General features: G+C 68.6%; 28 protein-coding genes. 8 read left to right on the plus strand and 20 right to left on the minus strand.

Annotated features, from left to right (window positions below; all coding sequences use genetic code 11):
- Positions 1-3: 3 nt before the first annotated feature.
- A complete protein-coding gene (locus ACFVVI_RS27800) occupies positions 4-816 on the minus strand; it encodes a hypothetical protein (RefSeq protein WP_387447494.1) in 813 nt (270 codons plus the stop codon).
- A gap of 101 nt (positions 817-917) precedes the next feature.
- Here ACFVVI_RS27800 and ACFVVI_RS27805 point away from each other — a divergent pair, with 101 nt between their 5' ends.
- From ACFVVI_RS27805 to ACFVVI_RS27825, 5 genes are read left to right on the plus strand one after another with little or no spacing between them, the layout of a single operon-like run.
- Positions 918-1,718 (plus strand): TIGR00730 family Rossman fold protein, encoded by an 801-nt coding sequence (locus ACFVVI_RS27805; protein ID WP_387447495.1) that lies wholly within the window; start codon positions 918-920, stop codon positions 1,716-1,718.
- Entirely contained in the window at positions 1,712-2,260 is a 549-nt protein-coding gene (locus ACFVVI_RS27810) for a TIGR00730 family Rossman fold protein (protein ID WP_378638240.1), read from the plus strand. Before ACFVVI_RS27805 ends, ACFVVI_RS27810 begins: the two co-directional genes overlap by 7 nt.
- A gap of 11 nt (positions 2,261-2,271) precedes the next feature.
- Positions 2,272-4,038, plus strand: a complete 1,767-nt coding sequence (locus tag ACFVVI_RS27815; protein ID WP_387447496.1) for a long-chain-acyl-CoA synthetase — start codon at positions 2,272-2,274, stop codon at positions 4,036-4,038.
- 21 nt (positions 4,039-4,059) lie between these two features.
- Positions 4,060-5,037, plus strand: coding sequence for a dihydropteroate synthase (folP, locus tag ACFVVI_RS27820; protein ID WP_387447497.1), 978 nt, complete (start codon positions 4,060-4,062; stop codon positions 5,035-5,037).
- On the plus strand, positions 5,034-5,972 hold the full coding sequence (locus ACFVVI_RS27825) for a glucosyl-3-phosphoglycerate synthase (protein WP_378993362.1): 939 nt from the start codon (positions 5,034-5,036) through the stop codon (positions 5,970-5,972). Before folP ends, ACFVVI_RS27825 begins: the two co-directional genes overlap by 4 nt.
- 56 nt (positions 5,973-6,028) lie before the next feature.
- On the opposite strand, the gene ACFVVI_RS27830 is transcribed toward ACFVVI_RS27825, so the two are convergent.
- The 9 genes from ACFVVI_RS27830 to sigE form a co-directional block, all read right to left on the minus strand.
- On the minus strand, positions 6,029-6,472 hold the full coding sequence (locus tag ACFVVI_RS27830; protein ID WP_387447498.1) for a DUF6640 family protein: 444 nt from the start codon (positions 6,470-6,472) through the stop codon (positions 6,029-6,031).
- Between the two features lies 1 nt (position 6,473).
- Positions 6,474-7,067 carry a TetR/AcrR family transcriptional regulator gene (locus tag ACFVVI_RS27835; RefSeq protein WP_378993365.1) on the minus strand — a complete coding sequence of 198 codons (594 nt, stop codon included), beginning with the start codon at positions 7,065-7,067 and terminating at the stop codon, positions 6,474-6,476.
- Between the two features lie 102 nt (positions 7,068-7,169).
- A complete protein-coding gene (locus tag ACFVVI_RS27840) occupies positions 7,170-8,249 on the minus strand; it encodes an XdhC family protein (protein WP_387447499.1) in 1,080 nt (359 codons plus the stop codon).
- A 100-nt stretch (positions 8,250-8,349) separates the two neighbouring features.
- Positions 8,350-8,916: a hypothetical protein gene (locus ACFVVI_RS27845; protein WP_378993368.1), complete on the minus strand. Its 567-nt coding sequence runs from the start codon at positions 8,914-8,916 to the stop codon at positions 8,350-8,352.
- A gap of 116 nt (positions 8,917-9,032) precedes the next feature.
- Entirely contained in the window at positions 9,033-9,890 is an 858-nt protein-coding gene (locus ACFVVI_RS27850) for a hypothetical protein (RefSeq protein WP_056813397.1), read from the minus strand.
- A 191-nt stretch (positions 9,891-10,081) separates the two neighbouring features.
- A complete protein-coding gene (tatB, locus tag ACFVVI_RS27855; RefSeq protein ID WP_378993370.1) occupies positions 10,082-10,501 on the minus strand; it encodes a Sec-independent protein translocase protein TatB in 420 nt (139 codons plus the stop codon).
- Between the two features lie 33 nt (positions 10,502-10,534).
- Complete coding sequence (locus ACFVVI_RS27860) at positions 10,535-12,097, minus strand: S1C family serine protease (RefSeq protein ID WP_387447500.1); 1,563 nt, start codon at positions 12,095-12,097, stop codon at positions 10,535-10,537.
- A 10-nt stretch (positions 12,098-12,107) separates the two neighbouring features.
- Positions 12,108-12,476 (minus strand): hypothetical protein, encoded by a 369-nt coding sequence (locus tag ACFVVI_RS27865; RefSeq protein WP_378993375.1) that lies wholly within the window; start codon positions 12,474-12,476, stop codon positions 12,108-12,110.
- Between the two features lie 59 nt (positions 12,477-12,535).
- Positions 12,536-13,198: an RNA polymerase sigma factor SigE gene (gene sigE / locus ACFVVI_RS27870; protein WP_378638262.1), complete on the minus strand. Its 663-nt coding sequence runs from the start codon at positions 13,196-13,198 to the stop codon at positions 12,536-12,538.
- A 376-nt stretch (positions 13,199-13,574) separates the two neighbouring features.
- Between sigE and ACFVVI_RS27875 the strand changes: the two genes are divergently transcribed.
- Positions 13,575-14,207: an O-methyltransferase gene (locus ACFVVI_RS27875; protein WP_378638264.1), complete on the plus strand. Its 633-nt coding sequence runs from the start codon at positions 13,575-13,577 to the stop codon at positions 14,205-14,207.
- Here ACFVVI_RS27875 and glgC read toward each other — a convergent pair.
- A complete protein-coding gene (glgC, locus tag ACFVVI_RS27880) occupies positions 14,204-15,421 on the minus strand; it encodes a glucose-1-phosphate adenylyltransferase (RefSeq protein WP_378993377.1) in 1,218 nt (405 codons plus the stop codon). The two genes, ACFVVI_RS27875 and glgC, sit on opposite strands and share 4 nt — an antisense overlap.
- 110 nt (positions 15,422-15,531) lie before the next feature.
- On the opposite strand from glgC, the gene glgA reads away from it, so the two are divergent.
- Positions 15,532-16,698 (plus strand): glycogen synthase, encoded by a 1,167-nt coding sequence (glgA, locus tag ACFVVI_RS27885; protein ID WP_378638438.1) that lies wholly within the window; start codon positions 15,532-15,534, stop codon positions 16,696-16,698.
- 1 nt (position 16,699) lies between these two features.
- On the opposite strand, the gene ACFVVI_RS27890 is transcribed toward glgA, so the two are convergent.
- From ACFVVI_RS27890 to ACFVVI_RS27930, 9 genes are all read right to left on the minus strand, one after another.
- On the minus strand, positions 16,700-17,530 hold the full coding sequence (locus ACFVVI_RS27890; protein ID WP_387447571.1) for a putative RNA methyltransferase: 831 nt from the start codon (positions 17,528-17,530) through the stop codon (positions 16,700-16,702).
- Complete coding sequence (locus ACFVVI_RS27895) at positions 17,527-17,694, minus strand: DUF3117 domain-containing protein (RefSeq protein WP_011211259.1); 168 nt, start codon at positions 17,692-17,694, stop codon at positions 17,527-17,529. Before ACFVVI_RS27895 ends, ACFVVI_RS27890 begins: the two co-directional genes overlap by 4 nt.
- A gap of 106 nt (positions 17,695-17,800) precedes the next feature.
- A complete protein-coding gene (locus tag ACFVVI_RS27900) occupies positions 17,801-18,433 on the minus strand; it encodes a DNA-3-methyladenine glycosylase I (protein ID WP_378993379.1) in 633 nt (210 codons plus the stop codon).
- Entirely contained in the window at positions 18,430-18,750 is a 321-nt protein-coding gene (locus ACFVVI_RS27905) for a DivIVA domain-containing protein (RefSeq protein ID WP_378638270.1), read from the minus strand. Before ACFVVI_RS27905 ends, ACFVVI_RS27900 begins: the two co-directional genes overlap by 4 nt.
- A gap of 37 nt (positions 18,751-18,787) precedes the next feature.
- Complete coding sequence (locus ACFVVI_RS27910) at positions 18,788-19,924, minus strand: Mrp/NBP35 family ATP-binding protein (protein WP_378993380.1); 1,137 nt, start codon at positions 19,922-19,924, stop codon at positions 18,788-18,790.
- Between the two features lie 73 nt (positions 19,925-19,997).
- Positions 19,998-20,861 carry a lytic transglycosylase domain-containing protein gene (locus ACFVVI_RS27915; RefSeq protein ID WP_378993381.1) on the minus strand — a complete coding sequence of 288 codons (864 nt, stop codon included), beginning with the start codon at positions 20,859-20,861 and terminating at the stop codon, positions 19,998-20,000.
- Between the two features lie 96 nt (positions 20,862-20,957).
- Entirely contained in the window at positions 20,958-22,322 is a 1,365-nt protein-coding gene (locus ACFVVI_RS27920; protein WP_378993383.1) for a lytic transglycosylase domain-containing protein, read from the minus strand.
- A 111-nt stretch (positions 22,323-22,433) separates the two neighbouring features.
- Positions 22,434-23,024 carry a DUF1003 domain-containing protein gene (locus ACFVVI_RS27925; protein ID WP_378993385.1) on the minus strand — a complete coding sequence of 197 codons (591 nt, stop codon included), beginning with the start codon at positions 23,022-23,024 and terminating at the stop codon, positions 22,434-22,436.
- Entirely contained in the window at positions 23,021-24,319 is a 1,299-nt protein-coding gene (locus tag ACFVVI_RS27930; RefSeq protein WP_378993386.1) for a magnesium transporter MgtE N-terminal domain-containing protein, read from the minus strand. Before ACFVVI_RS27930 ends, ACFVVI_RS27925 begins: the two co-directional genes overlap by 4 nt.
- Before the next feature lie 52 nt (positions 24,320-24,371).
- On the opposite strand from ACFVVI_RS27930, the gene ACFVVI_RS27935 reads away from it, so the two are divergent.
- Entirely contained in the window at positions 24,372-25,301 is a 930-nt protein-coding gene (locus ACFVVI_RS27935) for an HpcH/HpaI aldolase/citrate lyase family protein (RefSeq protein WP_378993388.1), read from the plus strand.
- The last annotated feature ends 4 nt before the right edge of the window (positions 25,302-25,305 follow it).

The following is a 25,305-nucleotide window of genomic DNA, read 5'->3' on the forward strand; positions in this document are numbered from 1 at the left end:
CGCTCACCAACCGCCGGTGAACAGGGCCGCCAGACCGGGGACCGGGTCCGACGCGTTGGTGGTGTTCGCGACGGCGACGACGACCATGCTCAGCGCGAGCACGGCCGAGAAGGTGCCGAACACGGCGAGGACGCGGCGAGAGCGCCGGTCGGCGGACCAGACGGCGGCACGCCACAGGAAGGCGCACACCCCGACGAGCGAAACGGCGGTGACGGCGGCGAGCGCGGCCATCGCGACGTGATAGCGAGCGAACTCCTCGATCATCACATCCAGCGGGGGTGTCCGGGTGCCGTCGGCCAACCGCTGGTCGACCTGGGCGAGGACCGTGGCGGGCTCGTCGCCCGGCAGTAAGGGAAACAGCGAGGCGAAGGGCGTCAGCGCGCCCTGCGCGTTCGCGAGCACCAGCGCCAGCGAGCACAGCGCCAGCACCGCGGCGGCGCCACCCGATGCCGCGAGCGTCACCCGCTGACCGCGTCCGGCCGCACCCGCCGCGAGGAACGCCCGCCAGAGCAGCACCGCCAGCGCGACGAGCACGGCCAGCAGCATCGCCGCGAGCACCGCTTTGGCGAGGTGATAGCGGAACCAGTAGTCGACCACCGTCGTCAGCTCGGCGGGGAAGTCCCGGGTTCCGGCCTGCCAGTACTCGGCGAAGGCCGTGCGCAATGCTCGCCGCAGATCGCTCTCGTCACCGAAGCCGGCGCCCGTACCGTTCGCCAGCAGGCGCGGCGCGACGACGAACGCGGCGATCAACGCACCGGCCAGGGCGACCAGCACCGCGAGAACGCGACCGGAACGCGCCGGAACTGCAAGCGACACAGAGAATCCTTCGGCTCGATCGAGTGCGCGGGGTGGCCGTGGCCCGGCCGATCCGGCAACTGCGCGCCCGTGCCCGGAATCCAACACAGTAGGTTGGGTTCATGTCTACCGATTCCGCTGATGAACAGGTTGGGAAGGCCAAGCCGAAGTTCCGTGGGCCGGTGATGTTCCGCCGGGAGCGCAAGCCCGGCGTGCGGACCGCCGACCGGAACCTGCTCGATACGCGGCAGGACAGCGAGTGGGTGCACACCGATCCGTGGCGGGTGCTGCGGATCCAGGCCGAGTTCGTCGAGGGTTTCGGTGCGCTCGCGGAGATTCCGCGCGCGGTGACGGTGTTCGGCTCGGCGCGTACGGGTTCCGATCATCCCGAGTACGTGGCGGGCAAGGCGATCGGCACCGCGCTCAGCGAAGCCGGTTTCGCGGTGATCACCGGTGGCGGGCCCGGCGCGATGGAAGCGGCCAACCGTGGCTGCTCGGAGGCGGGCGGCTACTCGATCGGGCTCGGCATCGAGCTGCCGTTCGAGCAGGGGCTCAACAACTGGGTGGATCTGGGGATCAACTTCCGGTACTTCTTCGTCCGCAAGACGATGTTCGTGAAGTACTCCCAGGCCTTCGTCTGCCTGCCCGGTGGCTTCGGCACCCTCGACGAATTGTTCGAGGCGCTCACCCTGGTGCAGACCCGCAAGATCACCCGGTTCCCGATCATCCTGTTCGGGGTCGACTACTGGTCGGGCCTGGTCGACTGGCTGCGTAGTTCGCTGGCGGGCTCGGGCAAGATCTCGCCCGAGGATCTCGATCTGATCCAGCTCACCGACAGCGTCGACGAGGTCGTGCGGATCATCCAGGGCGAGACCGGCGACCACGCGAACATCGAACGTCTCGGCACCGAGGATCAATGGTGAGCTATTCCGTCTGTGTCTACTGCTCCGCCAGCACCACCGATCCCGATCTGATCAGCCTCGCCGCGCGAGTCGGCACCGAAATCGCCCGGCGCGGGTGGCAATTGGTCTCCGGCGGTGGTCATGTGTCGATGATGGGCGCGGTCGCGACCGCGGCGAGGGCCGGTGGCGCGCACACCATCGGCGTGATCCCGAAACACCTGGTGCACAAGGAAGTCGCCGATGTCGACGCCGACGAACTGCTCGTCACCGACACCATGCGCCAGCGCAAACAGCTGATGGAAGCGCGCGCCGACGCGTTCCTCACCCTGCCGGGCGGCATCGGGACACTCGAGGAGCTGTTCGAGACCTGGACCGGCGGCTACCTCGGCGAGCACGCCAAACCCGTGGTCCTGCTGAACGCGAACGGCTTCTACGACGGCCTGTTCCGCTGGATCGATGAACTGTCCGAACGCACAATTGTGCCCAGGCAGGCGCGTGAGCGCCTCGTCGTGGCCACCGACCTGCCCACCGCGTTCGCCGCGCTCGAACCGGCAGCCCAGTAGGAGAGATCGACGTGAGCACAGACGCCCGCGACACGGTAAGCGTGTTCGACTTGGCCAAAGCCCTGCCCGCAATGGCACTCGATGCCCCCGGCATGCTGCGCAACGCGCGCGGAATGCTGGTGGGGCCCAAGGACAAAGCCTCCATCGGCCTGTACTTCCAGCGGGTCGCGCACCGCAGACCCGATCGGGTGTTCCTGCGTTTCGAGGGCCGTTCCTACACCTATCGCGCCGCCAACGGTGAGGTGAACCGTTACGCCGCGGTGCTGTCCGCGCGCGGGGTTTCGCGCGGCGATGTGGTCGGTGTGCTGATGACCAACCGGCCCGAGACCTTGTTCACGGTACTGGCGGTGCTCAAACTCGGCGCCACGGTCGGTCTGCTCAACTACAACCAGCGCGATCAGGTCCTCGCCCACAGCATCGGACTGCTCGGCAGCGTGCTCAACATCGTCGGCGAGGAGTGCGCCGAGGCGCTGGAATCGCTGCCCGAGCCCGCGGCGAACGTGCTCCCCGCCGAGGAACTGGCCGAATCCGCCCGCACCGCGGCCGATTCCGATCCTGCCGTGTGCGAGCGGGTGCGGGCGGGGGAGCGGGCGTTCCTGATCTTCACCTCCGGCACCACCGGCCTGCCCAAGGCCAGTGTGATGACCCATCAGCGCTGGACCAAGAGCATGTCCGGGCTCGGCGGGCTCGGCGTCCGGTTGCGTGCCGACGACGCGCTGTACTGCTGCCTGCCGCTCTATCACAACAACGCACTCACGGTCGCGCTGTCGGCGGTGCTCGCGGGCGAATCGGCCTATGTGCTCAGCCGCAAGTTCTCGGCGTCGGGGTTCTGGGACGAGATCGCGCGGGAACGGGCCACCGCGTTCATCTACATCGGTGAGCTGTGCCGGTACCTGATCAACCAGCCGGTGCGGCCCGCCGAGCGGGGCAACCGGGTCCGGCTGGCCGTCGGCAACGGGCTGCGGCCCGAACTGTGGGACGAGTTCCGTCGCCGGTTCGGTATCAGCCGGGTGGTCGAGTTCTACGGGTCCAGCGAGGCGCCGCTGGCGTTCGTCAACGCGTTCGGCGTCGACCGGACCGCCGGGCTGTGCCCGCTGCCGTACGCGGTGGTGGAGTACGACGACGAGACCGGCCACGCCCGGCGGGGTAAGGACGGGAAGCTGCGCCGGGTGCGGTCCGGCGGGGTGGGGCTGCTGCTCGCGAAGGTGAACAATCGTCAGCCGTTCGACGGGTACACCGACAAGAAGGCGTCGGAGTCCAAGCTGGTGCGCGACGGCTTCAAGAAGGGCGACTGCTGGTTCGACACCGGCGATCTCGTCCGCGATCAGCACTTCTGGCACATCGCGTTCGTCGACCGGCTGGGCGACACCTTCCGCTGGAAGGGTGAGAACGTGGCGACCACGGAGGTCGAGGGCGCGCTCGGGCACCACGAGAGCATCGAACAGGCCGTCGTCTACGGTGTCGACATCCCCGGCACCGACGGCAAAGCGGGCATGGCCGCGATCACCCTCGCCACCGACGCCGCGTTCGACGGGAAGGCACTGGCCGCCACCGCCTACGGGCGCCTGCCGCTGTACGCGGTCCCGCTGTACGTGCGAGTGGTGCAGGAGCTGGAACAGACCTCGACGTTCAAGAGCCGGAAGGTGGAACTGCGCAAGCAGGGTTACGCACCCGACCCGCACAGTCAGCTGTACGTGCTGTCCGGCCCGGCGGACGGCTACATCCCGGCTTACGACGAATACGCGGCTGACGTTGCCGTCGGCAAGGCCCCGAGGTAGCAAGGTAACGTCTGATTTCGCATGAACATCGGTAACTCGTCGGGTACGCCCGGACCCCGACCAGAGAACGAACCGCCTGCCCGGAGCACCAGCAGTCGCGGTCCCGAGTTGTCGGCAGAAGTCCCGGGGAAGCGGACCGAGCAGACTTTTTGCGGGCGCGAGGTGGCGACGGATCGCGCGTTGGTGATGGCGATCGTGAATCGCACGCCGGACTCGTTCTACGACCGTGGGGCCACGTTCAGTGACGAGGCCGCGATGGAACGGGTCTCGCGCGCGGTCGACGAGGGCGCCGATCTGGTCGACATCGGCGGGGTGAAGGCCGGGCCGGGTGTCACCGTCGACGCGGCCGAGGAAACGCAGCGAGTGGTGCCGTTCGTCGCGGCGATCCGGGCGAAGTATCCGGACCTGTTGATCAGTGTGGATACCTGGCGTGGTGACGTCGCGCGGGCGGCGGTCGCCGTGGGCGCCGACCTGATCAACGACACCTGGGCCGGCGCCGACCCCGATCTCGTGCACGTCGCCGCCGAGACCGGCGCGGGCATCGTCTGTAGTCACACCGGTGGCGCCGTGCCGCGCACCCGGCCGCACCGTGTTCGGTATGCCGATGTGGTGGCCGAGGTGACCGCGACGGTGGTCGCCGCGGCCGAGAACGCCGCGGCCGCGGGGGTGCGAGCCGATGGCATCGTGATCGATCCCACTCATGATTTCGGGAAAAACACCTATCACGGGCTCGAGTTGTTGCGCGGAATCGACGGTCTTGTAAAAACCGGATGGCCAGTCCTGATGGCACTGAGCAACAAGGATTTTATCGGGGAGACTCTAGGGGTAGGTCTTACCGAAAGGGTCGAGGGCACACTGGCGGCAACCGCATGGTCGGCCGCCGCGGGCGCTCGGATCTTCCGGGTTCACGAAGTCGCCGAAACCCGGCGGGTCGTGGACATGATCGCCGCGATCCAGGGCATCCGGCCCCCCGCACGAACTCTGCGAGGTCTGGCATGAAAATCCAACACCGCGAGCCCGCCTGGGCCACTACCCACACATGGGACACCCCTGATTGGACGGTCGGCGAACTCGTCGCCGCCAAGGAGGGCCGCACCGTTTCGGTGGTGCTGCCCGCGCTGAACGAACAGGACACCGTCGCCGATGTCGTGGCCAGCATCCGGCCGCTGCTCGGCACGCTGGTCGACGAACTGATCGTGCTGGACTCCGGGTCCACCGACGCGACCGCCGAACGCGCACGCGCGGCGGGCGCCGAGGTGATCTCACGCGAGGAGGCCGTTCCCGAACTCGACCCGGTCCCCGGTAAGGGGGAGGTGCTGTGGCGGTCGCTGGCGGCCACCACCGGCGACCTGATCGCCTTCGTCGACTCCGACCTGATCGATCCCGACCCAGCCTTCGTGCCCAAGCTCCTCGGCCCGCTGCTGATGATGCAGGGCACCCACCTGTCCAAGGCGTACTACCGCCGCCCGTTACGTCAGGGTGAGTCGGTGGACGCCAACGGCGGTGGCCGCGTCACCGAACTCGTCGCCCGCCCTCTGCTGGCCGCTCTTCGTCCCGAACTGGCGCAGGTCCTCCAGCCGCTGGGCGGCGAATACGCGGGCACCCGGGAACTCCTCACCTCGGTTCCGTTCGCCCCCGGGTACGGCGTCGAAATCGGTCTGCTCCTCGACACCTACGACACGATGGGCCTCGACGCCATCACCCAGGTGAACCTCGGCGTCCGCACCCACCGCAACCGCCCCCTCGCCGATCTGGGCGTCATGAGCCGCCAGATCCTCGGCACCGCCCTGCGCCGCAGCGGCGTCCCCGACTCCGGCGCCCCCCTCACCCAGTTCCCGTTGATCGAGGGTGAATTCATCGCCCACACCACCACGGTCTCCCTCGAAGACCGCCCTCCGATGAAAACCCTGCGCCCCGAACAAGTCGCGGCGTAGTCGTCCACCTCGGGCGTCGCCTCGGTCGGTGGACCGGGTGCGGCGCCCGCGGTGTGTCAGTCCCGATGACGCGCGCTGAGCGTGACGGCGACGGTCAGCAGCGCCAACAGGATCACCGCCAGCAACACCTGCGGATGCAGGCCGATGATCGTGGTGGCGGCGAACTCCGGATCGTGAACGGCGGTGCCGGGAAACAGCATTGCCGCCAGCAGGCCGAGCCACGGCGTGGCCAGGATCGCGCAGGCTGTCCACAAGCGCGTCCGGGTGGCATCGCGCCGGAGCAGCAGCGTCAACGCGAGCCCGCCGAGCAGGATCGACATGGCGATGTACTGGGCGTCGTGGAATTTCGCGTGCGGCGGCCACGCGTCGTTGCGCAGATGCTGTGCCGCTCCCGCCGGAATGATGAAATCCGCCAGCAGAGCGCCGAATACGGTGATGACCGCGACGAGCGTGACGAGAACACGCGGGGCGGAGAGGTTTCTGGAGACGACGGTCGTCATGTCACGAAGTTCCTTGCTGACGTAGGTGTTTCGGGGAGTGGGTGCGGAGGAAGTCGTCGAGGACATCACGCACATAGTCGAGGTCGAAAGTCCGGTTGGCGACCAGACGACGGAAGAACAGCGGACCGTGCAGCTGATCGAGCGCGAGGTCGACATCGAGTTCGGCAGGCAGATCCCCGCGGGCGACGGCTTCGGTCAAGGTCGTGCGCGCGGCCCGGGTTCCCGACCGGTACAGCGCCTCCTTGACCTGCGCGAATCTCGGGTCGACAGCGGCCCTTTCGATCATCACCCGCATGCCCTGCTCGGTGGCCGGTTCGTGCAGCATCGCGTGAGTGGCCGTCAGTTCGGTCAGTAGATCGGCGCGCAGATCCCCGGTCGGCTCCGGCTGCGCGAGGGTGATGTGCTGGGTCAGGGTGGCGCGAACCAGATCGGTCGGCTCCGGCCAGAGCCGGTACAGGGTGGCCCGGCTGATCCCGCTGCGCGCCGCGACGGCGCCGTGCGTGAGCCCGGCCAATCCCTGCTCGATCAATAGTTCGCGAGCCGAGGTGAGCGCGGTGTCACGACTGCGCACCGTTCGTGGATCGGGTGGTCGCACCGAACTCCTTCCGGACAATCTGTTTCAGAACTTTGAAACAAACTGTATCGAAATTATTCGCGGATGAACAGGTGCCGGGTTGTTCGTATTCTCGAGGCGGCGCTAATTCGGCCGACGGTGGATGGGGCCGTCGAGGTTCGCCAGGGGTTGTGCCGTCGTGTTTCCCCGGTCGGCGAGGATCTGGGCGAGGATGGAGACGGCGGTTTCTTCGGGCGTGTCGGCGGCCAGGTCGAGGCCGAGCGGGCTGCGGACGCGGGCAGTTTCGGCGGCGGTGAGGCCGGCATCGCGCAGGCGGGCAGTGCGTTCGGCGTGCGCCCGGCGGGAGCCGAGTGCGCCGATGAATCCGACGTCGGGCAGGCGCAGGGCCGAAGCCAGCAGGGGGACATCGAATTTCGGGTCATGGGTGAGAACGCAGACGACCGTGCGATCGTCGACGCGGCCGGCCTCCTGTTCCGCGTCGAGGTAGCGATGCGGCCAGTCGACGACCACCTCGTCGGCTGCCGGGAAACGGGCCGGGGTGGTGAAGGTCTCGCGGGCATCGACGACGGTGACGTGGTAACCGAGGTTCATCGCGGCGACGGTCAGTGCTCGGGTGTAGTCGTTGGCGCCGGCCAGGATCATCCGGGCGGGCGCGCGGAAGACCTGCACAAAGGTGCGGGGGCGGTCGGCTTGGGCCGGGGTGCAGTCCTGGGCGCCGACGAGGCCGTTGTGGCCTGCGGTGAGGAGGGCGGCGGCGTCGTGATCGAGGCCGCGCCATGGCGAGGAAGTGCCGGGGTACAGGAGTTTTCGGTCGGGGGCCGACTCCAGGGTCGTGGCGTAGGCGACCGGGCGGCGCGCGTCGAGCGCGGCGTGGAGTGCGCGCAGTGTGGGCAGGTCGGTGCGATCGAGGCGTTCGACGAAGACTTCGATCTCGCCACCGCACGGCAGGCCGACGGTGAGTTCATCGGCGGCGGCGAAACGCTCGAGGGTGGCATGGCCGTCGAGGAGAACCTGGTGGGCGGCGGTGAGCACCGCCGATTCGACGCAGCCGCCGGACAGCGAGCCGAGGACCCGTCCGTCTGCGGTGACCGCCATCGCGGCCCCGGTTTCGCGCGGCCCGGCACCGGTCCGGTCGACGATCCTGGCCAGCGCGAGGGCCTGATCGGGGAGCACTTCGAGCACCTGCCCGAGCAGATCACGCATCGCGCACCGGCCTCTCCACGATCACCGTCCGGGCGTTGTGACCGTGCTGACCAGCCTAGCTATCTCCGGGCATGCTCGCGCGGCGAGCGGCCGGGAGTCGTCAGTCGAGGATCTCGCGCTGCTGGAGGCCGGGCGGCACGGCACCGGTGTGGAAGAAGTCGCGGAAGATCTCCACCGCGTTGTCGGCGGTGAACACCTCTTCCGGGTAGACGTAGGTGTCCTCGTCGCCGTGCGGGAGGTAAACGGTCGGCAGGCCGAGCCGTCCGCCGGGTAGGCCGAGGGTGAAGCGCCGGGTGACGTGATCGACCGTCCTGCGCAGCTGCAGCGTCATCGCGTCCGCCGAGCCGGCGCAACCGAGCGCGAGATCGCCACGCGCCGAACTCACCGAGGTGGTGACCTCGGTGGCGGGCACCGGTTCGGGCAGCACGGTCAGATCGAGCGCGTAACGCTGATGACCGTCCATCCGGCGCAGGGGGCGCAAGAAGCTGTCCACGTCCTCGTGCGGGCCGATGAAGACCTTCAGCCGGTCGCTGTAGGTGATGCGATGGGTGGTGACGATGACGTCGCCGCTGGCCGGCCCCGCGTCGAAGGGCGGAACGGGCCTCGGGTGACCACTCGCGTGCACGGGCAGAACCCGGCATGCGCCGGCCTCAGGAGACGAGAACATCTGATGCTCACCTACTCACACTCGGTTACTCGCTAGCAATCTAACCATCGCGGGCGACTTGTGATCCATAACAGTACAGTGATGCAGATCACCAAGTATGGCAAGTTTAATTCAGACTATGGACGAACCCGGGTCGTAGCCAACTTGGGGTCTGTTTCATGCCGGTATACCGGGGTGAGTAGATCCGCATCAACTGGTTCGCCGGTTGCGCGGTCGTATCGGACCGCGATGAGAACCGAGAAAAGATGACTGCTCGCGCGCTCGTGCAGGGTCGCCAACCGGGTCGCCAGCAATCGGATCGCACCCAGCGAGCCGGGCGGGTGCAGCCCGTCGATCAGCATGATGCTGCCGCGGCGGTCGGGCCGGGGCAGCCGGGCGAGGTAGGCGATGTCGTGGGGTTCGGTGCCGCCCGGCCGGTACACGCGGCGCGCGGCCCTGTCCTCGATGCCACGCCGGGTATCGCCCGCGCGGGTGACGGTGCGGCGCAGGCGGGGATCGGCCACCACCAGCTGACGCAGGCTCGGCGAGAGCTCGGGCCCGCCGAGAATCACCAGCCCGTCGCGATTGAGGTCGATCGGCCTGCCCGGCATGAACGTCTCGACGTTCGCGGCGAAGCCGAGCTGTCGCAGGAGCTCGGCCAGGCGTTGGGCGGCTTGTGGGTCGGGTGCGCCGAGTAGCCTGCCGGAGCGGACCTCGGGGGCGAGTACGGTCAGCGTGCCGTGCCCGAAGAACAGTCCCTCGGGCACGGGGCCCTGGGTGCTCACCTGGTGGATGCGCGCACGCGACAATCCGGCGGCGGCGCCGATCCGCGCGAACGTCCAGCCGTCGGCATGGAGTTCCCGGATCACGGCTCGCCGGATCCTCGTTAGTTCGTTGATGGTCTGCTGGGCAGCCGCCACCCCGTCGGTGGCTGCTTTGAGTCTCTCGACCTTGTCTTCGATCGCGAAAACTCGTGCCACGTCATCGGCCGACATGTGCGAAGTCTAGACAGCTCGACAGCGTTGTGTGTCTATATCGGTTGACATCGAACTGTCTTGCGAGACAACGGTCTCGGATGCGGATTGTCGGCAAATCACAGACGGGCGAGGTCGCCGCCGCAGTGTTCGGCCGGCGCGACCTCGTAGCAAATGCCGACCGTGCGGTGTGTTCCCTGGTCCGGGGCGTGCTAGGTCGCGTCGTAGTCGACCGGGGGGCGCTCGTTGCGCTCCAGCGACTTCTGCGGCTCGGGCTTGGCCGGGGTGCCGGGCATGCCGCTACTGGTGCCGAACAGTTGCTGCTTGTCGGGCACCGCGCTCTCCAGATCGCGCAGCACCGAGTCGTCACCGCCCAGCAGGTGCTTGGTGACCACGGCCCGCGGACTCATCCCGCGCAACTCGTTCAGCTCCGCGAGCGGTTTGCGCAGGTCGTCGAACTCCGGCCCGAGTTCCTGCTTCAGCTGGGACGTGGCGCCGCTGGCGTAGTCGCGCGCCTGGCGCAGCGCGCCCGTGGTCCAGCGGACGGCACCGGGCAGTCGCTCCGGGCCGAGGATCACTAGGGCGGCGACGAGCAGAATCATCATCTCGCTCCACCCGATGTTGCTGAACACGGATCCAGGCTACCCGTCGCGCGGCGTCGGAGCTCAGTCGGATTCGAGGGTGACCGGCACGTCCACCTGCCTGCCATCACGGATCAACTGCACGTTCACCCTGTCGCCGATCTTGTGCTGCTGCACGGCGACCACCAGCTCGTCGGGCCCGGTGACCTCGCGGTCGCCGATCCGCACCACCACGTCGCCCTCGACGATGCCCGCCTTGTCGGCGGGGCTGCCCGGCGTCACATCGGCGACGGCGGCACCGCTCATCACCTCGTTGGCGACGGTCTTGGTGCGCGCGCTCAGGCCGATCACCGGGTGGTGCATCTGGCCGTCGCGGATCAGCGTCTGGGTGACGGTGGTCATCACGTCGACCGGGATGGCGAAGCCGAGGCCCACCGAACCGCCGGTCTCGCTGCGGATGGCGGTGTTGATGCCCACCACGCGGCCCTGCATGTCGACCAGCGCGCCACCGGAGTTACCCGGGTTGATCGCGGCGTCGGTCTGGACGGCGTCGATCACCGCGTTGGTGTCGCTGCCCTCGCCCGCGAGCTTCACGGGACGGTGCAGGGCGCTGACGATGCCGGACGTGACGGTCTTGCTCAGGCCCAGCGGCGAACCGACCGCCAGCACGTCGTCGCCGACCTGGACGTCGGCGGACTTGCCGAGATTGGCCACGGTCAGGTTCTTCGCCTCGACCTTGAGCACCGCGAGGTCGGTCTTGGGATCACGGCCGACGATCTGCGCGGGCACCCGGGTGCCGTCGGAGAACTGCACCTGGATGGCGGCCCGGTTGGACTTGTCGGTCGCGGCCATCGAGATCACGTGATTGTTCGTGACGACATACCCGCCGCCGTCGATCACCACGCCGGAACCGGTCGCGCCGTTGTCGCCGACGGTGACCCGGATCGACACCACCGAGGGCAGGACGGCATTGGCGACGGCGGCGATCTGACTGTGCGGGGTCTCGACACCCGCGCTCTGATCGAGGGTCACCTTGCGTGAGGTGAGCGTGGACGCGGTCTCCGCGGTGACGCGGCCGACGAGGCCGCCGATCACGGCGATGCCGAGCGCCAGCGCGGCCAAGATCGCGAGCGCCTTGGGCGCCACCCGCGAACCGAACAGCACCTCGCGCGCGCTCAGCTTGTCCGCGACAGGCAGCCGGGCGGGCGGGGGAGTGTCGACGGCGGGCGAACCGAGCCTGGCCGCCGCGTCGGGGTCACGCCACGGATCCACCGGACCCGCGACGACGGTCTTCGGCTCGTCGGCGCCGGGCTCGCGCTGCAGCAGCTCCGAGGAGCCCTCGGGCCGGGCGAACGCCTCGGCGAGCACGCCGTCGGGCGGGCGCTGGACGATTCCGTCGTCGGCGCCCTTACCGGCCACGCGCTGGGGGTCGTGCGGTGCGAACGAACCGGCTTGGCCGTTCGGGCGGCGGAACGCGCGCGCGGTGTGGCTGTCGATGTGCGGCCGGTAGACCGGGCGCGGGCCGAGGTTCGGCGCGTCGGAAGGGCGCAGGGTGCCCCGCGCGTCCGTGCGTGCATCCGCGCTGGGTGATTCAGCCCCCGAATCCGAGCGGTCGGCCGATCCGGAATTCGTCGATTCGCCTGTCACGTCGCAGACTCTACTTGCGCCGCCACGTTGTCCACCGGGTCGCGGTGAAGGAATCTGTGATGAATCCGAGAAATGCCTCGTTACGGCGTTGCGGTTGGGGTGCGTTGCCGGGGAGGTCGGCCAGCGGAATACGCGAGAGACTGTCGTGCAGGCTGCGCGGAATCGCCACCTCGGCGGCGCGGCGCAGCGCGATCCGCGCCTGCTGCTGGGCATCGACCTCGGCCGCGCACTCGGGGCAGACCGAAAGATGCTGGGCGGCGCGCAGATACGCGTTCATCCGCAGTTCGCCGTCGACGAAGGCCGCGACTGCCTCACTGGCCAAGTGCTCGGTGGGCTGAAAGCGCGGCGGGCGACCTGCGGCACTGGGGTCCACACTCATGCGGATTTCTTCCTTCCGACCGACATCACCTGAGCCACCGGGTGACGTCGGAACACCCGTCACACCGATGGGGCTTCAGCGGAGTACCGCTGCTCACTTCCATTATGCGCAAGGTACTCGCGCAGTGCCTGACGCCCGCGATGGATCCGGCTGCGCACGGTCCCCAGTTTCACACCGAGCGTGGCGCCGATCTCCTCATAGGACAGACCCTCGATGTCACACAGAACCACGGCGGCACGGAACTCCGGCGCCAGCGAATCCAGTGCTTTCTGCAGGTCCGGGTCGAGACGGGAGTCGTGGTAGGCGTCCTCGGGGGTCGGCCCTTCGGCGGGCACCCGGTCGTAGTCCTCGGGCAGCGCTTCCATCCGGATGCGGTTGCGGCGGCGGACCATGTCGAGGAACAGGTTGGTGGTGATGCGGTGCAGCCAGCCCTCGAAGGTGCCGGGCTGGTAGTTCTGCAGCGAGCGGAACACCCGGATGAAGGTGTCCTGCGTGAGGTCCTCGGCGTCCTGGGCATCGCCGGAGAGGCGGTAGGCCAGGCGATAGACCCGGTCGGCGTGTTCGCGGACGAGTTCGTCCCAGGACGGCATGGCGGCGCGATCGCCGGTCGCGTCGAAAGCGGCGGTGCCGGTGAGTTCGGCGTCGAGTTCTTCGGCTTCTGCCGCGATGAGATCAGCGGGCAGAGTCTGGTCGGTGGCGTCTTGACGCGCCGTGTCTACCATCGGGATGGGACACCTCCTACTCGGGACCGCTGGCACGAAACCTTGCTGGTCCGGGTCAGCGAACCTTGCTTACCGACAATCAACCAGCAACTGTGTGTGGTTGTTCCCGAGCCTCGTGCCCGCCGCGATCGGCTGGCCTTGCGTAGGGCAACTATTTCCTGCGCTGATATGGGTCAGGTGTGGAGATCCTGAGTGTGACCTGAGAATTCTGGTCGGACTCGAGCCTAGTCCCGCCGGCAACGGAGAACCAGCAGTTCGGGGACTGTTGTGACCGATCCGCAAACCTTCGGCAATTGTTCGGGATCTGTGCGACACAGTGCCGGATCCGTCCCTTTGCTGAATACACATACCCCTCCGGTGGCTTAGCCTCATAGCTGTGGCATCGAACGTGGAGCGGAACCTGGCCTATGTGGAGGAGTCCGTCGTCGAGGACGAGGTCCTTCTCGAAGCGCGTGAGCGGGCCACCGAATTGGGTGCCGCGCCGGTGCCCGCGGCGGTCGGCGCGCTGCTGAGCATGTACGCGCAGATGCTGGGCGCGCGGTCGGTGGTAGAGGTCGGTACCGGAGCGGGCGTCAGCGGGCTGTGGCTGCTCGACGGGATGCGGGAGGACGGAACCCTGACGACGATCGACTCCGAGCCCGAGCATCAGCGCGCGGCCAAGGAGGCGTTCCGGACCGCCGAGATCACCCCGTCGCGCACGCGCCTGATCAACGGGCGCGCGCTGGACGTGCTGCCCCGGCTGGCCGATGGCTCCTACGACCTGGTCTTCATCGATGCGGCGCCGATGGAACACCCCCACTACGTCGAACAGGGCGTGCGGCTGCTGCGTGCGGGTGGCGCGTTCATCCTCAACAACGCGCTACTCGGCGGGCGGGTGCCCGACCAGGAACAGCGTGACCCGGCGACGCAGGCCGTGCGCGCGGCGACCAGGGCGATCGCCGAGAACCCCGAGCTCACCAGCGTGCTGATCCCGATCGGTGACGGTCTGCTCTGCGCCTCGCGGGGCTAACCGACCCAGATCCCCTTGCCGACGGTGACCACACCGCCGTTGCTGACGGCGAAACGCTCGCGGTCACGGTCGAGATCGAGGCCGATGATCTCGCCCTCGCCGACCACCACGTTCTTGTCCAGGATCGCGTGGCGCACCACCGCGCCACGCCCGATCCGCACACCGGGCATCAACACACTGCCCTCGACTGTCGCGCCGTCCTCGATCACCACGTTCGAGCTCAGCACCGAATTGCGGACCGTGGCCGCCGACAGGATCGAGCCTGCCCCGACGATCGATTCCTGGGCGAGCCCGCCCTGCGCGAACTTCGCCGGCGGCAGGTTCTCCGCCGCGCCGCGAATCGGCCAGTGCTTGTTGTAGAGGTTGAAGACGGGGTGCACCGAGACCAGGTCCATGTGCGCCTCGTAGAAGGCGTCGATGGTGCCGACGTCGCGCCAGTAGCCGCGGTCGCGTTCGGTGGCGCCGGGGACGTCGTTGTCGGCGAAGTCGTAGACGGCGGCCTTGCCGTCGGCGACCAGCTTCGGGATGATGTCGCCGCCCATGTCGTGGTCGGAATCGGAGTTCTCGGCGTCGGCGCGGATGGCGTCGACCAGCACGCGGGTGGTGAACACGTAGTTGCCCATCGACGCGAACGTCACGTTCGGGTCGTCGGGGGTACCCGGCGGGTGCGCGGGCTTCTCCAGGAACTGGGTGATCTTGCCGGACTCGTCGGAGTCGATGCAGCCGAACGCGCTGGCCTCGGCCCTCGGTACCCGGATCCCCGCGACGGTGACGCCGGCACCCGAGGCGATGTGGCTGGCCACCATCTGTTCCGGATCCATCCGGTACACGTGGTCGGCGCCGAACACCACGATGTAGTCGGGATCCTCGTCGTAGATCAGGTTGAGCGACTGCATGATCGCGTCGGCGCTGCCGGTGTACCAGCGCGGCCCGAGACGCTGCTGGGCGGGCACCGGGGTGATGTACTCACCGGTGAAGCCGGACAGCCGCCAGGTCTGGGAGATGTGGCGATCGAGTGAGTGCGACTTGTACTGGGTGAGCACGCACAGGCGCAGGTATCCCGCGTTCACGAGGTTGCTCAACACGAAGTCGATGAGCCGGTAGGCGCCACCGAACGGAACCGCCGGCTTGGCGCGGTCGGCCGTGAGTGGAAACAGTCGTTTGCCCTCGCCACCGGCGAGCACGATCCCGAGTACGTGCGGCTGGCTCCTCACCCTGCTCAAAGTACAGGGCCAGCGAGGTTACGGTGGCCCATGTCGACCCGAGGGTCTAATTTGGACCGGTGAGTGATGGCACCGACAGCGAGCAGACTCCAGCGCAAGCGCTGCGGGTGGCGATGCTGACCCGGGAGTATCCCCCCGAGGTGTACGGCGGTGCGGGAGTACATGTCACCGAACTCACTTCCCGATTGCGTGAGCTCTGTGACGTCACCGTGCACTGTATGGGCGCGCCGCGCGCCGGTGCTGTGGTGCATCGCCCCGACCCCGAGCTGTACGCCGCCAACGCCGCGTTGCAGATGATGTCGGCGCAGCTGCGGATGGCCGACGCGGCCGGCGGCGTGGACGTGGTGCATTCGCACACCTGGTACGCGGGCCTGGCCGGTCATCTCGCCGCCATGCTGTACGGGATCCCCCATGTGCTCACCGCGCATTCGCTGGAACCGCGTAGGCCGTGGAAGGCCGAGCAGCTCGGTGGCGGGTATCGGCTGTCGTCGTGGTCGGAACGCAACGCGATGGAGAACGCCGACGCGGTGATCGCGGTCAGCGAAGGCATGCGCCACGATGTGCTCGACGCCTATCCCGCGATCGACCCCGATCGAGTTCATGTGGTGCACAACGGTATCGACGCGAGCGTGTGGCACCCCGGCCCGCCCGCCGCCGACGAGGCGCCGGTGCTCGAGCGGCTCGGCGTGCGCGCCGACCTGCCGATCGTGTCCTTCGTCGGGCGGATCACCCGGCAGAAGGGCGTCGGGCACCTGCTCGCCGCGGCCGCCTCGTTCGCCCCCGACATCCAGGTGGTGTTGTGCGCGGGTGCGGCCGATACCAAGGAACTCGAGGTGGAGGTCGCCGCCGCCGTCGACGGATTGCAGCGGCAGCGCGGCAACGTCTTCTGGGTGAAGGAGATGCTTCCCGCCGAGCAGGTCCGCCAGATCCTGTCCGCCTCGTCGGTCTTCGTGTGCCCGTCGGTGTACGAACCGCTGGGCATCGTGAATCTGGAGGCGATGGCGTGCGCGACCGCCGTCGTGGCCTCGGATGTCGGCGGGATTCCGGAGGTGGTCGACGACGGGGTCACCGGGCGTCTGGTGCACTACGACCCCGAGGCGACCGGGGAGTACGAGCGCGGGCTCGCCGCCGCGGTGAACGAGGTCGCGGGGGATCCGGCCTTGGCGGTGCGCTATGGCGAGGCCGGGCGGGCGAGGGCGATCGCGGAGTTCGACTGGGCGCGGATCGCCGAGCACACGCTCGACGTGTATCGGAGTGTGTTGCGCTAGGTCAGCGGTTCGGCAGATAGGTCGACACGGTGACCGACGCCGTCACTTCGGTGGTGTCCGAGAGTGCCGCGATGCGTGGATCGTCGGCGGGGGTGCGGTGGAAGGCCGACGGGCCCATCGCGACGACACGGGTGACATCGGTGCGCGACAGCTTCATCGGGAACTCGACGAGGGTGTGCTCGGCACGGGCGAACGCGCCGGCGAGCGAGTCGGCCAGGCGCCGGTCCTTGTCCGGATCGACGCCCACCATGCCGAGGGGGCCGATCAGCTCGCCCAGATGACGCGTCGTGGGAGTGACGACGACGAAACGTCCGCCGGGCGCGAGGACGCGGGCGACCTCGGCGGGGTTGCGCGGGGCGAACACCGAGAGCACGCCGGTGACGGCGTCCTCGCGCAGTGGCAGGCCACGCCAGGCGTCGGCCAGCACGGAGGCCGCGCGCGGGTGCGCCCGGGCGGCGCGGCGGGCGGCGGGCTTGGCCACGTCCAAGGCGATGCCGAGGGCATCGGGATGCGCGTCGAGCACGTCGGCGAGGTAGTAGCCCGTGCCCGCCCCGATTTCGAGCACCGTCGCGGCGGTGTCGAAGGCACGAGCGATCGCCGCGGCGATCGGGGCGAAATGGCCCGCACCCTGGAAAGCGGCGCGGGCGTCGAGCATGTCGGCGGTGTCGCCGGTCATTTTCGTCGATGCGCCGGTCAGCAGTCCCACATAGCCCTGGCGGGCGATGTCGAAGCTGTGACCGGTACCGCATCGCAGCGCACGATCGTGCGGTTGCAGCTCGTCGCCGCACTCCGGGCAGGCCAGAAGTGCGGCGACCTCGGTCAGCGCATTCAGCTGGTGACGCTCTTCAGTTCGTCACCGAGCGCCGCAGCCTCGTCCGGTGTGAGTTCGACGACCAGACGCCCGCCACCCTCGAGTGGAACCCGCATGACGATTCCACGACCTTCCTTGGTTGCTTCGAGGGGACCGTCCCCGGTACGGGGCTTCATGGCCGCCATCCTCTGCTCCCTCCAGATCTGCGCGGTGGTTCTGCGCACTGTTTTCTCGTCTGCCGGTTGTCGCCAACCAGCGGGCTCGCCGGGTGTTCGGCGGGCCACACCGGTCCTATTCTTCCCTATTGCCGTCGCGGGCGGACACCTGAGTGCGAAATGTGACTGCGGAGTCGGTTCCGTTCGGTACCGCTGTCACCCAGCAAACATCCAGGTGATCGTCCACCATGCCGGTTGCCTGCATGAGGGCATACGCCGTCGTCGGACCGACGAAAGCGAACCCTCGGCGCTTCAATTCCTTTGCCAGAGCAATGGATTCGGGTGTGGTGGCGGGCACATTCTCGATCGAGGCCGGCCGTGGGCGTGGCGCGGGTGCGAACGACCACAGCAGCTCGTCCAGGCTCACCGGCAGGTCGCGAGCAACCCGGGCGTTGTTGATCACCGCGTCGATCTTGGCGCGGTTGCGCACGATGCCCGCGTCGGCCAGCAGCCGCGCGCGGTCGTGATCGCCGAACTCGGCGACCTTCGCGATCTCGAAACCGGCGAACGCGCTGCGGAAGGCGGGCCGCTTACGCAGGACGGTGATCCAGGCCAGCCCGGACTGGAAGGCCTCGAGGCAGAGCCGTTCGAACATGGCATCGTCACCGTGCAGGGGCTGGCCCCATTCGGTGTCGTGGTAATCGCGGTACAGCTGCGAGCCGGTCGACCAGTCGCAGCGCACGAGGCCGTCGTCGGCGAGCTCGCTCACCCGCGATCCTGGCCTGCCGCCACCTGCGCCTGCCACTGCCGAGCCTGCGCCAGCTCGAACTCGAGTTCGTCGATCCGCTCGGCCAGCCTGCCCAGCGCCCAGTCGACCTCGCCGGCCTTGTACCCGCGCACCACCTGCTGGAATCGCAACGCCCGCACATCGGCCCCCGTGACGCCGTCGGCGGGCAGCACGGTAGCGGTGGTCCCCTCGGGTAAGGGCCCGAGCTCCTCGGACCGCCCGAATACCGCACTGGCGACGAGGAACAGCATCGCCGCGACCAACCCGACGATGAGCACGTATAGAAGCAGCGTCAGCATGAAGCCAGCCTAGGCAACGCCACTGACAAGTCCCGAATCAGAGATGACGGGTGGTATCGATTCCCAGTGACATGCCTGCCAGGCCGCGCTTGCGGACGGCGAGTTTGTCGGCGATACCGAGCAGGGCGACGGCGGCGGGGTTCGCCGGGTCGGAGAGCACGATCGGGTTGCCGTCGTCGCCGCCTTCGCGCAGGGCCTGCTCGATCGGGACCTGGCCGAGCAGCGGCACATTCGAGCCGACTGCGCGGGTGAGGCGGTCGGCGACGACCTGGCCGCCGCCGGAGCCGTACAGCTCCATGCGTGAACCATCCGGCAGGTCGAGCCAGGACATGTTCTCCACGACCCCGGCGATGCGCTGGCGGGTCTGCAGGGCGATCGCACCCGCACGCTCGGCCACCTCGGCGGCGGCGATCTGCGGGGTGGTGACGACCAGGATCTCGGCGCTCGGGATGAGCTGGGCGAGGGAGATCGCGACGTCGCCGGTGCCGGGCGGCAGGTCGAGCAGCAGCACGTCCAGGTCGCCCCAGAACACGTCGGCGAGGAACTGCTGCAACGCGCGGTGCAGCATCGGACCACGCCACACCACGGGGGTATTGCCCTGGGTGAACTGCGCGATCGAGATCATCTTCACGTCGTGCGCCACCGGCGGCATGATCATCCGCTCGACCTGGGTGGGCTTGGCGTCGGAGCCGAGCATGCGCGGGATGGAGTGGCCGTAGATATCGGCGTCGAGCACACCGACCGACAGTCCACGCTGGGCCAGCGCCACGGCGAGGTTGGCGGTGACGCTGGACTTGCCGACGCCGCCCTTACCGGAAGCCACCGCGTAGACGCGGGTCAGCGAGCCGGGCTGGGCGAACGGGATGATCGGCTCGGCCGAATCGCCACGCAGGGACTTGCGCAGCTCGGTGCGCTGCTCATCGCTCATCACATCGAGATCGACGGTCACCGCCCCCGCGCCGTTGACATCCGCGACGGCCTTGGTGACCCGCTGAACGATCTCGGTCCGCAACGGGCACCCGGAGGTGGTCAGGTAGATCTCGATGTGCACGTCACCGCTGTCGGCGATGGCGATGGACTTGACCATCCCCAACTCGGTGATCGGTTTGCGGATCTCCGGGTCGTCGACCTTCGCGAGCGCCGCCCGCACATCCGCTTCCGTAATCACTGACATACCCCCGATGTTATGCGTCCCCGGATCGGTCGACGATCCGGGGACGACAGTCGCTGGCCGGTAGGCCCGCTTCCTAGTGGATTCGGGGGAGGTCCTGGGGCTTGGGGGCGAGGCCGCTGGAGTAGGAACCCGACCACGCCATCACGTTGGCGACGTAGGCCATCGAGTTGTTGTAGCGCAGGATCGCCTTCGACTGCTGGGAGAGGTCGCGCATGTTCAGGCCGCCGTCGCACAGGTAGCGGCCCGCGGTGAGGGCCGCGTCGAAGAGGTTCTGGGGGTCGGCGATGCCGTCGGCGTTGCCGTCGGCGGCGTAGCGGTGCCAGGTCTCGGGCAGGAACTGCATCGGGCCGATGGCGCGGTCGTAGCCGCCGAGGCCGTCGAGGTCGCCGCCGTCGGTGTCGTGGATGACATTGTTGCCGGAGAGGCTGCCGTCGAGGACGGGCCCGTAGACCGCCTTGATCGGGTTACCCTGCGCGTCGGCCTTGCCGTAGGCGTGGGTGGATTCGACGCGGCCGATGCCCGCCAGCAGCGACCAGGACATCCCGCAGTGCGGGTTCTCCACGGCCAGTTGCTGTTCGGCGGTCTGGTAGGCGGCAACGGCGATGCCCGGAATGCCGAGCGGACCCGCGGGCAGATCGGCGGACGCGCGATCATCCGGCAGTGCAACGGTTTTCACGACCGGCGCGGCCGAGGGGGACTGGCGCGCTTCCGCGTGGACGATCTCGGCGATGTCGGCCTGGGGCGACGAGACCAGATCGGCCGTAGCCTCCGGCTCGGCGCCGGGCAGCAGGTCGTGCTCGACAGCTGCGTTGGTTGCCGTGGTCGCCTCGGTGGCGGCCGCGGTCACGGCTACCAGTCCGGCGGGGACCAATCCGGTCAGTGCGATGAGCGAGCTACGGCGAACTGTCGTAGCAGGCTGTTTCCGATGACGACCCACTGTGTGGTGCCCTCCTCAACCGTGTTGGATGAGAAGAGATTACCGCACCCGAGACCTTTTTGTTACCCCTCCGTGATCTGTATTTCGGTTTGATTTCTACGGGGCTGGTGCGGGGGCGGGCGGCAGCGGGATGACGATGCCGAACGGCAGCGTGATGCCGGGCTGCTGGGTGGGCGCCACCGGCGCGGGCTCGGCGGGTGCGGGCTCCTCGGCCGGGGCGACACCCGGTTCCGGTGTCTTCTCCGGTGTGGTGGGTGCCGGGGTCTCCGTGGGTGCGACCGTCGCCGGGGTACACGCGGCGGGCTCGACCACCGGCTGCTCGGGTGCGGCCGGATCCTTCGGCGCCGCAGCGCCGTAGGTCTGCTCGGCGGGCTTGTCGGCGGGCTGCGGCTCGGGTGCGAGCGGGTTCGGCATCTGCGCGGGCAGCGGTTCGCTCACGCAGGTCTCGGGCGGTGCGACCGGCGCCGGGCAGAAGATCCCGCAGGGGATCGGTGGCAGACCGGGGAGCGTGATCATTACCTGTGTGGGCGTGGTGACCTTGGGCGTCGTCGGGGTGGGCGTGGTGGTGGGCGTGGGCGTGTTGGTCGAGGCCGCCAGCACATTGGGCGCCACCAGCGGACCGCTGCCCGGTGGGATGATCTCCGGCGAGATGGCCACCTGACTCGGCGCGCCACCGGTCCGGTATGCCGCCGACCAGCTCAGCACGTTGGCCGCGTAGGACATCGAGTTGTTGTAGCGCAGCACCGCCCGCAACTCCTGGGCCGCCTCGCGCAGGTTCATGCCGCCCGAGCAGAGGTACTTGCCCGCGGCCAGCGCCGCGTCGAAGACATTGTGCGGGTCCGAGGCGCCGTCGCCGTTGCCGTCGGCGGCGTAGTGCGCCCAGGTGCTCGGCAGGAACTGCATCGGCCCGAGGGCTCGCACGAAACCGCCGTCGGCTTCTTTGATCACCTCGTTGCCGGGCAGGGTGCCGTCGAGCGCGGGGCCGAAGATCGGCGTCGTCGTCGTACCGGCGGCGTCGGTGCGGCCACTGCTGGCGTGTCCGGATTCGATCCGGCCGATGCCCGCGAGCAGGTTCCAGGTGAGCCCGCAGCCCGGCTGCGCGGATTCCATGGCCAGCTCGGCGTTGCGGTAGGCGGCGAGCACGATCTCCGGGATGCCGAGTGCGCCGCTGCCCGTTGGCAGCGAAATGCTTTGCAGCGGAACGGTTCCCGCGAAGGGTGCGGCGGTGTTGGCGTTGAGCGCGCGCAACCGGCGCGGCGCCTCCTGCGCGACCGGCAGCAGGCCGACGATCTCGGACGGATCGGTTTCGGGTGTGTCCTCGGCGGTGCTCGCCGTGGCCGCCAGCAGGGCCTCCGGTGCGGTCGGCGCGGTGCTCGGGTCGCTGGTGTGCACCCCGGACCCGGAGGCGACCAGACCTGCGACTACAAGGGCCGACATCGTTATCGGAGCAGAAATTCGCACGGCCACACCCTTTTCGTCGAAAAGCGGCAGGCCGCAGAGTCCCCCTCCGGCCCACCCGGAACAACGTGATCCAGGTTACCTACCGGTCAGGAAGTTGTTGAGCATTTCCGGTCATACATCTGGAGCACCAGGCGAAATCGGGGCGGAAGAGGCCGTTTGACCGGAGGTTTTCTTGCGGACCGCTTTTCGCTTTTTGTCCGGCTTCGGCGCGCCGTCGGGCGTGGTGACCGCATCGATGCGGTCGAGCACGTCCTTGATCTCCTCCAGTTCACGCCGCAGATAGTCGCGGGTGGCGACCTCGCCCACCGCCAGCCGCAGCGAGGCGAGTTCGCGGGCGAGGAACTCGGTATCGGCCTTGGTCTGCGCGGCCCGGGTCCGGTCCTCTTCGAGCGAGACCTTGTCCCTGTTGTCCTGCCGGTTCTGCGCCAGCAGGATCAGCGGCGCCGCATAGGCGGCCTGGGTGGAGAAGGCCAGGTTGAGCAGGATGAACGGGTACGGATCCCAGCGCAGCGCCACCGCGAACACATTGAGCAGGATCCACACGATCACGATCACCGTCTGGATCGCGAGATAGCGCCCGGTGCCGAGGAACCGGGCGACGCGCTCACTGGCCTGCGCGAACGCGTCCGAATCCCAGTCGAAGCGGAAGCGCGACCCGACCGGCGTCTCCAAGCGTTGCCGCGCCGGATTCTTCTCACTCATGCCGTGCTCCCGCTCGCCTCGACCTGCTGCAGCGCCGGAGGCTCTTCTTCGCGCCAATCCTCGGGCAGCAGATGATCGAGGACGTCGTCGACGGTTACCGCGCCGAGCAGATGGTTCTCCGCGTCGACCACCGGCCCGCACACCAGGTTGTAGGTGGCGAAATAGCGGGTCACCGCCGACAGCGGCAGGTCGGGTGACAGCGGCGCCAGGTCACTGTCGACGATCCCGCCCACCAGGTGCGCGGGCGGTTCCCGCAGCAGCTGCTGAATGTGCACACAGCCCAGGTAGCGGCCGGTCGGCGTGGCCGTGGGTGGTCGCACGACGAAGGCCATCGAGGCCAGTGCGGGCGTGAGGTCGGGGTCGCGGACCCGGGCCAGCGCTTCGGCGACGGTCGTCGCGGGCCCGAGGACGACCGGTTTCGGCGTCATCAGACCGCCCGCCGTGTCGGGGGAGTGCGCGAGCAGCCGGCGCACCGGTTCGGATTCCTCGGGATCCATCAGGGCCAGCAGCGATTCGGCTTCGCTTTCGGGCAGTTCGCCGAGCAGGTCGGCGGCGTCGTCGGGGTCCATCGCCTCGAGCACGTCGGCGGCGCGGCGCACCTCGAGATGGCCGAGCAGGTCGACCTGGTCGTCGTCGGGCAGTTCCTGGACCACGTCGGCGAGGCGTTCGTCGTCGAGAGCGATCGCCACCTCGATGCGACGTTTCTCCGGCAGCTCACGCAACCGGTGCGCCACGTCGGCCGCGCGCAGCCCCTCGAACTGGGTGAGCAGGGTGGTCACGTCCTGGCCGGGCCGGTCCACCTCGGCCGGGGTGAGCCCGTCGACCTGCGACCACTCGACCACGTGCACCGAGCGCCTGCGCCCGATCCGCCGATGCCCGCGTACCGCGACCCGGCTGACGATCCAATCCCTTGTCCTGGTCTGCTCGATCCCGAGGTCGGCGACGAGCACGTCGATATCGGCCAGGTCCGGCAGATCCGGGTCGTTCACGCGGACCGGCGAATCGAGGATCTGGGCCATGGCCAGGCGTTCGCCGGGGCGCTGGGCGAAGCGGCGCAGGCTCACGGTCCCGGTATTGAGGGTGACCATGCCGGGTTCGATCGCGGTGACCCGCAGCATCGGCACGAAAATGCGTCGCCGGGTGAGCAATTCGACGACGAGTCCGTGCACACGCGGCGGCTGGCGTCCGTGCCGGACGGCGACGACCACATCGCGGACCCGGCCGATAGACTCCCCGTCCGGACCCAGCACCGTCAGGCCGGCGAGCCGGGCGACATACACCCTGGTGGTTGCCATGACCATCAGGCTATCGGTCGGGGACGGCCGCACCAGTCAGGAGGCACTCCTCATGAAGCCACGTCGTTCGGTGCTCGCAGTGCCGGGTAGCAACCCGAAAATGATCGCGAAGGCGAAGACGCTGCCGGTCGACGAGGTGTTCCTCGATCTGGAGGACGCGGTCGCCCCCGGCGCCAAGGCGGCCGCGCGGGCGAATATCGTCGCGGCCCTGAACGAACCGGGCTGGGGTTCGCAGTTGCGGGTGGTGCGGGTCAACGACTGGTCCACCGAATGGACCTTCGCCGATGTGATCAGCGTGGTCGAGGGCGCGGGCAGCTGGCTCGACGCGATCCTGTTGCCCAAGGTCACCGACGCGGGGCAGGTGCAGGCGCTCGATCTGCTGCTCACCCAGGTGGAGAAGGCCAGCGGCCTCGAGGTCGGCCGGATCGGCATCGAACCGCAGATCGAGAACGCGCTCGGACTGCGCAATATCGACGCCATCGCCACCGCGAGCCCGCGCGTGCAGACGCTGGTGTTCGGGCCCGCCGATTTCATGGCCAGTATCAATATGCGCACGTTGGTGGTGGGCGAGCAGCCGGAAGGCTACGACGTCGGCGACGCCTACCACCACATCCTGATGACGATCCTGCTCGCCGCCCGCGCGCACGGGCTGCAGGCGATCGACGGTCCCTACCTGCAGATTCGCGATGTCGACGGCTTCCGCCGGGCCGCTGCTCGCACGGCCGCGCTGGGTTTCGACGGCAAGTGGGTACTGCATCCCGGCCAGGTGGACGCGGCCAACGAGATCTTCAGTCCACGTCAGGCCGACTACGACCGCGCCGAGTTGATCTTGGAGACCTACGCCTTCCACACCTCCGAGGCCGGTGGCGCGCGTGGCGCTGTCATGTTGGGGGATGAGATGATCGACGAAGCGAGCGCCAAGATGGCACAGGTTGTCGCCGACAAGGGGCGCGCCGCGGGGATGACGAGAACCGGCGCTTGATCCC

This window comes from Nocardia sp. NPDC058114, assembly GCF_042884695.1.
Classification (GTDB): Bacteria; Actinomycetota; Actinomycetes; order Mycobacteriales; family Mycobacteriaceae; genus Nocardia.